We start from the raw sequence: 9,737 nt of genomic DNA, 5'->3' as shown, positions 1-9,737 counted from the left end.
AATCAAAAGATGATAAGGGTATTGTGAAGCAACCAAAAGATCGGTCAACCGATCAAAAATACCTTAACTGATCGGTGTTAGCTCATAAGAGCGGTTTTTATTAAGTACAAACCCAATTACGGCATAGCGTCTTGGTCTGCACCTTCTTTTTCTATTACTTCTGGTATTAAATCTTCTTTGCTTACGCCCATTGCTATGGCAACAGAGCTGGCAACATAAATTGAAGAATAAGTACCAATAAACACACCAAATAACAATGCAGTTGCAAAGCCATGAATAGTTTGTCCGCCCCATGCAAACAAAGCAATCAATACTAAAATAGTGGTGATTGAGGTTACAAGTGTACGGTTAAGTGTTTGCGTAAGTGAAATATCGATTATTTCGATAGTGTCGTCAATGCGTACTTTACGGAAGTTTTCACGAATACGGTCAGATACAACAATCGTATCGTTGAGCGAGTAACCTATTACCGCAAGAATTGCCGCTAATATTGTTAAATCAAACTCCAAACCTAATACCGAAAACAAGCCCACAGTAATAATAACGTCGTGTATTAATGCACCTACCGCGCCCACAGCAAAACGCCATTCAAAACGAAACGCAACGTAGATTAAGATACAAATAAGTGCAGTTAACATGGCAAGGCCACCCTGCTCTTTTAAGTCTTCACCTACACTTGGGCCTACAAACTCAATACGACGCATTACTACGCTGTCGTCTGCTTTTTTAAGCGCATCAATTACTTGGTTACCAATCACTTCAGCTTTAACATCACTACCGCGTGGTGCTAAACGAACTAAAATCTCTTGGCTAGAACCAAATAATTGTACCGATGCATCAGCAAAACCATTATCAGCTAGCGCAGCACGTACTTTTTTAAGGTCTGCTGGCTGTGAAAAACCAACTTCTACCGCAGTACCGCCGGTAAAGTCTAAACCAAAATTTAGACCTTTAACGAAAACTGATGCAAACGACGCTAAAATTAATAACGTCGAAAAACCCATAGCCACTTTGCGAAGAGACATGAAACGAAGGGTTCTACTACCCAAACTTAAAATTTGCATGTCAGCTCCTTAAATCGAAAGTTTATCAATACGTTTACCACCAACGAACAAGTTGATTACCGCACGGGTACCAACAATGGCTGTAAACATTGAAGTTAAAATACCAATCGCAAGTGTTACTGCAAAGCCAGCTATTGGGCCGGTACCTACTGCAAACAGTATAATGGCAGCAATTAGCGTGGTGATGTTGGCATCAAATATGGTGCTAAATGCGCTATCGTAACCAAAGTGAATGGCTTGTTGAGGGCTACGGCCATCGGCCAGCTCTTCACGGATACGCTCAAAAATAAGTACGTTAGCATCAACTGCCATACCTACCGTTAATACAATACCGGCAATACCTGGCAGAGTAAGTGTAGCGCCTGGAATTAAAGACATAACACCTACAATTAGTACTAAGTTAGCCGCAAGCGCAAGGTTTGCAACCATACCAAAGCCTTTGTAGTACACAAGCATAAACACAAGTACAAACGCAAAACCAAGTGCAACCGCTGTCATACCCGCTTCAATGTTTTCTTGGCCTAAGCTTGGACCTACTGTGCGTTCTTCAACAATTTGAATTGGCGCTACTAGCGCACCTGCACGAAGAAGTAAGCTTAAATTATGTGCTTCAGCTGGGTTGTCGATGCCGGTAATACGGAACGAGCGATCAAGACGTGCTTGAATCGTTGCTACGTTAATTACTTCTTCTACCTTAATTGGTGGAAGCGCTTTACCGTCTGCATCTTTTTTACCTGATGGCTTGTACTCAATAAATACCGTTGCCATACGTTTGCCAATAGCACGTTTGGTAAAGGCATTCATTTTTGCCCCACCTTTGCTATCAAGCGTAATACTTACTTGCGGGCGTTGGTATTCATCTGCACCAGATTGCGCGCCAGTAATATGGCTGCCTTCTAGGATGATGCGTTTTTTAAGTACAACAGGGTAACCGTCGCGGCTCATGATCATTTCAGTACCCGCTGGGATACGACCTTGAGCAGCAGCACTTGCATCAGCATTTTCGTCTACTTCACGAAATTCAAGTGTTGCTGTAGCGCCTAAAATCTCTTTAGCGCGAGCTGTGTCTTGAATACCTGGTAGTTGAACAATAATACGCTCAGCGCCTTGGCGTTGTACGTTAGGTTCTGCAACACCAATTTGGTTGATACGGTTACGAATAATCGTTTCATTTTGCTTGATAGCATAGTCACGAATTCCTTTGAGTTTTTGCTCACTCATTGTCGCAAAAAATGCTTTATCGTTACTGCTGTCATCAATATAGACATTCAGCGGGTAGCGAGTTTCTAAGAAGCTCTCTGCAGCATCTTTATCTGCCTCTGTACGCATTTCTACACGCATACGATCGGAGCCAGCTACGCGGCGAACACTACGGTAGCGTAGTTTTTCTTCGCGTAAATCGCTTCTGAAATCTTGTTCCATTTGCTCAAGCTGGTTATCTACCGCTGTTGCCATGTCGATTTCCATGGTGAAATGTACGCCACCACTTAAATCAAGACCTAGCTTCATAGGATTACCACCAACCGCTTTTAACCAAGCTGGTTGAGCTGGTGCCATATTAATGGCAGAAATGTAATCGTCGTTAAGCGAATCACGCAGTAAATCATGCGCTTTAAGCTGTTCTTCAACATTTTTTAAACGAACTAAAATTTGCCCATCTTCAAGTATTGTCGATTTAGCGGTTACATTATTTTTTTCAAGGATTGCGTTTACTTTGTCTACAACACTGAGATCTACATCAGCGCCTTTAGCACCTGAAACTTGTATAGCCGGATCACGACCATACAAGTTTGGAGAGGCATATAAAAGGCCAATGGCTACCACAGCTAAAACAAGTAAATACTTCCAAACTGGAAACTTGTTTAACACGGGGTCGTCCTTATTATTTTTATAGCGACTTCATTGTGCCTTTTGGCAATACTGCAGATACTGCAGATTTTTGTACTGTTACTTCTGCTTGCTCGTTTAAAGAGATAACGATGAAATCTTTCTCTTCAGAAATTTTCACAATTTTACCCACTAAACCGCCTTGGGTAAGTACTTCATCGCCTTTAGCCATCATACTCATTAAGCTTTTGTGCTCTTTAACGCGCTTAGCTTGTGGGCGATAAATCAAAAAGTAAAAAACTAAACCAAAAATAGCTAACATAATTAGCATTTGCATAGTGCCGCCGCCTGCCGCTGCGCCTGTACTTGCTTGTGCGTTTGAAATAAATAAACTCATGATACTTCCTCTTTAATTTTTAAAGTTTAATTTTTTATATCTGCTAGCTCTGGCACATCTTGGCCTCGGCGAGCATAAAAATCTTTTACGAATTCTTCTAATTTACCTTCGCTAATTGCATTGCGCAAACCTTCCATAACACGTTGATAGTAACGTAAATTATGAATTGTGTTTAGTCGCGCACCTAAAATTTCGTTACATTTATCAAGGTGATGCAAATAAGCTCGTGAATAGTTCCCACACGTATGGCAATCACACTCAGGATCAAGTGGCCCTGTGTCTGTTTTATGTACTGCGTTACGTATTTTAACTACACCCGTGGTAATAAATAAATGGCCGTTACGCGCATTACGTGTTGGCATAACACAGTCAAACATATCAATACCACGGCGAACAGACTCAACTAAATCCTCTGGCTTGCCTACACCCATAAGGTAACGTGGTTTATCTTCTGGCATTTTAAACGCGCAATGATCAAGAATATTCATCATTTCGTTTTTAGGCTCACCTACTGATAGGCCACCTAACGCATAACCATCAAAACCAATTTCTTCTAAGCCTGCTTGTGATTGTGCACGTAATTCTGGGTACATACCACCTTGAATAATACCAAACAAAGCAGATGGATTGTCGCCATGCCCTTCTTTTGAGCGTTTAGCCCAACGAAGAGATAACTCCATAGAATCTTTAGCTTCTTTTTCAGTTGCTGGATATGGCGTACACTCGTCAAAAATCATAACGATGTCTGAGCCTAAGTCGCGTTGTACTTCCATCGACTTTTCAGGCGACATCATAATTTCATCACCATTTACCGGAGATTGGAATAACACGCCTTCTTCAGTGATTTTACGCATTGCGCCTAAGCTAAATACTTGGAAACCGCCTGAGTCAGTTAAAATTGGGAAATCCCAATTCATAAAGTCATGTAAATCACCATGTTGCTTAATGATTTCAGTACCTGGGCGAAGCATTAAATGAAAGGTATTACCTAAACATATTTGCGCACCAGTGGCTTTTACTTCATCTGGCGTCATACCTTTTACAGTACCGTAAGTACCAACAGGCATAAATGCTGGAGTTTCTATTACACCACGGTCAAAAATCAAGCGGCCGCGGCGCGCTTTTCCGTCAGTACAATCTAATTCAAATTTCATATCATCCTCAATGTCAGAAAAACAGTCCAACAAGCTATAATTTAACCGCTCGATTCTACCCTTTTTACCTCATTAATACTATTAGCTGCGATGAATTCAGTTTTGCTTATTACGTAAACAAAAATCCCAGCTTTGTCGCTGGGATTTTCTGTATTATTTACTGAGTATTAAATAATAAACGGTTACTTGCGTGTTAAAAACATCGCATCACCGTAACTAAAAAATCGGTACTTTTGTTCAATTGCCGTATTGTATGCACCCATAATATTGTCTTGTCCGCTAAAAGCGCTGACTAACATTATAAGCGTTGACTCTGGTAAGTGAAAATTAGTGACCATGGCATCAACAACATTAAATTGGTAACCCGGAAAAATAAATATATCGGTATCACCAAAATACGTATCTAATTTGCCGCCGTGAACTTTAGCTGCCGACTCTAATGAACGTACTGAAGTTGTACCAACCGCAATTACTCGCCCGCCATTTGCTTTGGTTTGTGCAACGGCAGCAACTACATCATCGGGTACTTCTATGTACTCTGAGTGCATTACATGCTCATCAACACTATCTACTCGTACTGGCTGAAAAGTACCTGCACCAACGTGCAACGTAACAAAAGCCATGTTTACACCTTTTTCTTTCAGTGCATTCATTAGCTTATCGTCAAAATGTAAGCCCGCTGTTGGCGCAGCAACTGCACCTGGCTTTTCGCCATAAACAGTTTGATAACGCTCACGGTCAGCTTCGGTATCTGGTCGGTCAATATAAGGAGGCAGTGGCATGTGGCCAATATCATTAAGTATATCTAGCACGTTTTGGCTATGATCAAATTCAAGCTCAAATAAGGTATCATGGCGCGCAACCATTATTGCCTTGGCTTTGCCTTCAAGAATAACTTCGTTACCAACCTTGAGTGATTTACTCGCGCGAACATGTGCTAGCACTCGATGTTCATCAAGCACTCGCTCTACAAGCACTTCAACTTTGCCGCCAGAGGCTTTTTGACCAAACATACGTGCTGGGATCACTCGGGTATTGTTAAATACGAGTAAGTCGCCTTCATTAACTAAATCAAGCACGTCACTAAACACTTTATGTTCAATGTTGCCACTAGGGCCGTCTAAAGTAAGTAAACGGCTGCTGGTTCTATCCGCTTTAGGAAAACGAGCTATTAATTCATCAGGTAAGTCAAAGCTAAAGTCAGCCACGCGCATAATTAGTAATCCACATCATTTAAAATCGCGCCAAGTGTATATGTATCGGGTATTAAGCTCAAGAATTCAGCCAAACTTATAATATCTTGTTTGCGTGTTTATCATTAAATTTTCTTGTTCTTATGGTTAAATATCATTATTCTTGTTCGGCTGAATTATTATAAGTTTCATTAGGGGTGTTCAACACGTGCCAAACCAGCTTAAATTGCTAATATTAAACGCAAGTAGTGCTGAACGTCGCGCGATTAAGGCCACTTTAGATAGCTTAAATGTATTTACCTTTATTGATGCGCAAGGTAGCCAACAAGCTTTAAAGCTTTTAAAACAACATCCTGTTGATATTATAATAACGGGCATTAATGTTGGAAAAATTGACGGCTGGCGCTTTTCGAGGATGATCCGCTCAGGATTATTAAAAACACCGAAAAATACTCCTATTTTACTTATTCCGCCAATTTACTGTGAGCGTATTGCCGAAACAACAGCCCGAAGCTATGGGATAGATGCTGTATTGCCGTTTGAGCATAAAGACATGCTCCCTCAAGTACTTGCGAATGTTTTATCTACTCACCTAGAAAAAAGCAGCCGACTAAATTTATTACTATTAGAGCCAGCTCAAAATACGGCCGATAGAATTAGTGAACAGTTAAAGTTAAACTTTGCTATTACTCACGTAACTTCAGCTAAAGCGGCACTTAACGCTTATAACCAACAGCAGTTTTCAATTGTGCTACTCGATGCCACGACATCAAGTGCAGAGAGCTCGAGTGTACTCGTTGAAGAAATTCTCCAGCATAATTCTAAACAAGCTATTGTTACAATTATAGAAAGTGATGATGCTGATTACGCTGAGCAGCTTTTGCTTTCTGGTGTTACCGATTTTATTAGAGCCCCATACGACCCTTCATTTTTAAATAAAGTGTGTGACCACGCTGCACGACGTGAAGACTTTATGGTGAGTTACGCTGAATTTGCATACAAGGTAGAGCAGCTAAGCGTCAGTGAAGTACGCTATAAAGAGCTATTTTCAGCTCATCAGCGTATTTTATTACATCTAAATACAGTTGTTTTAGAGCTTGATCAACAAGGTAATATTCGTTTTATTAACCCGGCATGGGAAACTTTAAGTGGCTTTGGGGTTAAATCATCACTACAAACCTCATTAAGCGCTTATTGTAATAATGAAGATAAAGGAAGACTAAACTATACCATTAACGACATTTTACATGGTGGCGAGCAGCAACAACAAATAGAAGTAAAGCTGACCCATAAAAATGGCAACTTAATTTGGGTCGAATGCAGATTACAGCTAATAAAAAATAGCCGTAATAACGCGACCATAACCGCCACTATCGACAATATACACGAACGAAAGCAAGCAGAACTTCAACTACGTCATTTAGCACATCATGATCCCTTAACAGGTTTACACAACCGTTATTACTTTGACCAACAGCTTAATAAAATATGCCAAGATAAATACACGTATGATGGTATCGAACATGCTGTTATTTATATCGACCTCGATCACTTTAAAATAATAAACGACAGCAAAGGTCATCACCAAGGCGATATAGTATTAAAAGAAGTGGCAAAATTATTTAAAGCAAATATTGGTGACGATCATCTAGTTTGCAGAATAGGCGGCGATGAGTTTGCAGTAATACTCACTGACATGAATTTACTGGATGCACACCTTATTGCAGAAGGTGTGTGTAGTGCTATAGAGAAACATGCTTTTAAATCAGAAGATCAAATATACACAATTAGCTGCTCTATTGGTTTAACTCAAATTACAACACAAAACAATGACCCTAATGAGTGCTTAAAACAAGCCGATATTGCTTTGTATATTGCTAAAAACCTAGGCCGTAACTTAGTACACTGCTACTCAAAAGAAGATGCTCAAAACAATACGCTTCAAACAGGGCTTGAATGGGGTCACGAAATTCGACAAGCCTTGCAGCAAGATAATATTGAGCTGCATTACCAACCTATTTGGGATTTTAAAGAGTGTAAAGTTGCTTACTTTGAAGCGCTCTTACGCTTAAAACTCAAAGGTGAACTTGTATACCCAAATCAATTTATTCCCTCTTTAGAAATGCTCAACGATACATTTTTGATGGATCAATGCGTTATACGTAATGCCGTTGCTTGTGTGTCTAAGCACCCTGAGTTAAATCAAGTTGCTATTAATTTGTCTGCACAATCATTTTTAGATGAGCGCTTACTGCCTTTAATTGAGTCTAATCTTGAAAAGTATAACGTGCCCGCTTCACGGATAATTTTTGAAATAACTGAATCTGCAAGTATTAACAATTTAAAAGCGACTCGTAAAATGATCGAGAAGCTTAATAGTCTAGGCTGTCATTTTTCTATTGATGATTTTGGAACAGGCTTTAGTACGTTTAACTATTTAAAACAGCTACCAGCACAACATGTAAAAATTGATGGCTCATTTGTAAGTGACATGCTTAATGACCCTATAGACTTAGCGTTAGTAAAAGCCATAAATGATATTAGTAGATCACTCGATAAGCGCTCTGTAGCTGAGTACGTTGAAAACGAAGAGATATTTTTTGCTCTAAAAGAAATTGGTGTTGATTATGGGCAAGGCTATTTTATTGCACGCCCAATACCGGTTGAAAAAGTAAAAGATGAGCTTGAAAAAATTTCAAAAAATAAAACGTTTTACCAACAACAAGCTAGCTCAAAATAAACAAAATTGAACAATTTTAATCATTTTATTACTACCAATATTACCTTTCTTGCCTATACTTTCAGTATCAAATAAAAATGTCGTGCCTTTTAATACATTTCACTTTAAAAACATGACATTACCTTTTGTCGATGTAGTACTGATATTTATAGTGGGTTTCAAAGCTATTTAAGCTTTTAAGGAGAAAGGTATGACACAACTAGTTATATTGTTACTGATTATACATTTTGCAATTGCGTATCAGTGTTATCGCTACGCGAATATTAAAGGCTACCCAGTTAAAGTTTTTACTGTATTAGGCTGCGTGCCTTATTTTAATTTGGTGGTGTGGATTTATTTACTATTTTTACCCGAACTTGAGCCTTTTGAAAGCCATCTTCAAAATCAAAAGCAGCCTTTATAGGCTGCTTTTACTAACTTATTAGTTCACGTATTATTCTGCTTTAGAAAAATCTAAACTACATTGCCGCTTTAAAAACACCTCAAGCTGTTGACTAAATAACCTAAAGTCGCGGATACGCCCCGTAGTTTTACGCCACAATATGCCAATATCTCTATATGCATCACTTTGTGATGGTGTGGCCACCATATTTTTATTATCTAAAATACCGGCGTTAATCGCCATTTGTGGTAAAAAAGTCACCCCAAGTTGATGCTCAACCATACTTAATAAAGTATGCAAGCTTGCTGCTTCAAATGGGTTAATACAACTCGCACGGTTTAAATGACATGCACTGAGCGCATGGCCTGTCATACAGTGCTCACGCTCGAGTAAAAATACGCTAGCCTCTGGCAACAAATTAAAGTCTACTACGCCCTTGGCAGCGCTGTAGTCTTTGTGGTGCACTAAACTAAACTGATCTTTTGCCAATACTTGTGTATGAAATTTATCTGTTTCGTATGGCAGTGCAAGTAACGCTAAATCAATATGACCATGCTCAAGTTTATCAAGCAGCTTATCACTCGTATCCTCTATTAGTACCAGCTCTAAATCACAAAAGGTTTCTTTGCAAAAATGATAAAGCGGTGCAGCAATAAAGCTTGCGATTGTAGGTATAACACCGACGGTTAACTTACCATTTAGCGGTGTTAAAAAGCTTTTAGTGAGCTCTTTTAAACTAATTGTATCGTTAATTATTTTACGAGAACGCTCAACAACTTCTTCACCAATGCTGGTAAACATAAGGCTGCGATTTTCGCGCTCGATAAGCTGACAACCCAACGTTTCTTCAAGGTTTTGAATTGCACTACTTAGAGTAGATTGTCCAATAAAGCAGGCACTAGCGGCTCTACCAAAATGCTGATGTTGATGAACAGCTAATAAATACTGTAGCTGTTTAATACTTGGAAGATTGGTCATTT

The 9,737-nt window shown here is 39.4% G+C and carries 8 protein-coding genes; 2 read left to right on the top strand and 6 right to left on the bottom strand.

Features of this window, described 5'->3' with window-relative positions; translation table 11 throughout:
• Positions 1-116 precede the first annotated feature (116 nt).
• From secF to queA, 5 genes are all read right to left on the bottom strand, one after another.
• On the bottom strand, positions 117-1,064 hold the full coding sequence (secF, locus tag GQR55_RS09915; RefSeq protein ID WP_166420455.1) for a protein translocase subunit SecF: 948 nt from the start codon (positions 1,062-1,064) through the stop codon (positions 117-119).
• A 9-nt stretch (positions 1,065-1,073) separates the two neighbouring features.
• On the bottom strand, positions 1,074-2,933 hold the full coding sequence (secD, locus tag GQR55_RS09910; RefSeq protein ID WP_166420454.1) for a protein translocase subunit SecD: 1,860 nt from the start codon (positions 2,931-2,933) through the stop codon (positions 1,074-1,076).
• Positions 2,934-2,952: 19 nt separating this feature from the next.
• Entirely contained in the window at positions 2,953-3,288 is a 336-nt protein-coding gene (gene yajC / locus GQR55_RS09905; protein ID WP_166420453.1) for a preprotein translocase subunit YajC, read from the bottom strand.
• A gap of 26 nt (positions 3,289-3,314) precedes the next feature.
• Positions 3,315-4,442 (bottom strand): tRNA guanosine(34) transglycosylase Tgt, encoded by a 1,128-nt coding sequence (tgt, locus tag GQR55_RS09900; protein ID WP_166420452.1) that lies wholly within the window; start codon positions 4,440-4,442, stop codon positions 3,315-3,317.
• A gap of 182 nt (positions 4,443-4,624) precedes the next feature.
• Complete coding sequence (gene queA / locus GQR55_RS09895; RefSeq protein ID WP_166420451.1) at positions 4,625-5,656, bottom strand: tRNA preQ1(34) S-adenosylmethionine ribosyltransferase-isomerase QueA; 1,032 nt, start codon at positions 5,654-5,656, stop codon at positions 4,625-4,627.
• A gap of 187 nt (positions 5,657-5,843) precedes the next feature.
• On the opposite strand from queA, the gene GQR55_RS09890 reads away from it, so the two are divergent.
• Positions 5,844-8,375, top strand: coding sequence for an EAL domain-containing protein (locus tag GQR55_RS09890; RefSeq protein WP_166420450.1), 2,532 nt, complete (start codon positions 5,844-5,846; stop codon positions 8,373-8,375).
• A gap of 190 nt (positions 8,376-8,565) precedes the next feature.
• On the top strand, positions 8,566-8,778 hold the full coding sequence (locus tag GQR55_RS09885; RefSeq protein ID WP_166420449.1) for a hypothetical protein: 213 nt from the start codon (positions 8,566-8,568) through the stop codon (positions 8,776-8,778).
• Positions 8,779-8,808: 30 nt separating this feature from the next.
• Here GQR55_RS09885 and GQR55_RS09880 read toward each other — a convergent pair whose 3' ends face one another.
• Entirely contained in the window at positions 8,809-9,735 is a 927-nt protein-coding gene (locus GQR55_RS09880; protein ID WP_149593788.1) for a hydrogen peroxide-inducible genes activator, read from the bottom strand.
• Positions 9,736-9,737: the final 2 nt, after the last annotated feature.

This window comes from Pseudoalteromonas sp. Z1A8 (assembly GCF_011378855.1).
Classification (GTDB): Bacteria; Pseudomonadota; Gammaproteobacteria; order Enterobacterales; family Alteromonadaceae; genus Pseudoalteromonas.
The sequence above is the reverse complement of the archived record's forward strand: the minus strand, read 5'-3'. Positions and strand labels throughout refer to the sequence as shown.

Coding starts and splice junctions, on each gene's coding strand:
- secF (WP_166420455.1), bottom strand. CDS start 1,064: ATGCAAATTTTAAGTTTGGGTAGTAGAACCCTTCGTTTCATGTCTCTT.
- yajC (WP_166420453.1), bottom strand. CDS start 3,288: ATGAGTTTATTTATTTCAAACGCACAAGCAAGTACAGGCGCAGCGGCA.
- tgt (WP_166420452.1), bottom strand. CDS start 4,442: ATGAAATTTGAATTAGATTGTACTGACGGAAAAGCGCGCCGCGGCCGC.
- queA (WP_166420451.1), bottom strand. CDS start 5,656: ATGCGCGTGGCTGACTTTAGCTTTGACTTACCTGATGAATTAATAGCT.
- GQR55_RS09885 (WP_166420449.1), top strand. CDS start 8,566: ATGACACAACTAGTTATATTGTTACTGATTATACATTTTGCAATTGCG.
- GQR55_RS09880 (WP_149593788.1), bottom strand. CDS start 9,735: ATGACCAATCTTCCAAGTATTAAACAGCTACAGTATTTATTAGCTGTT.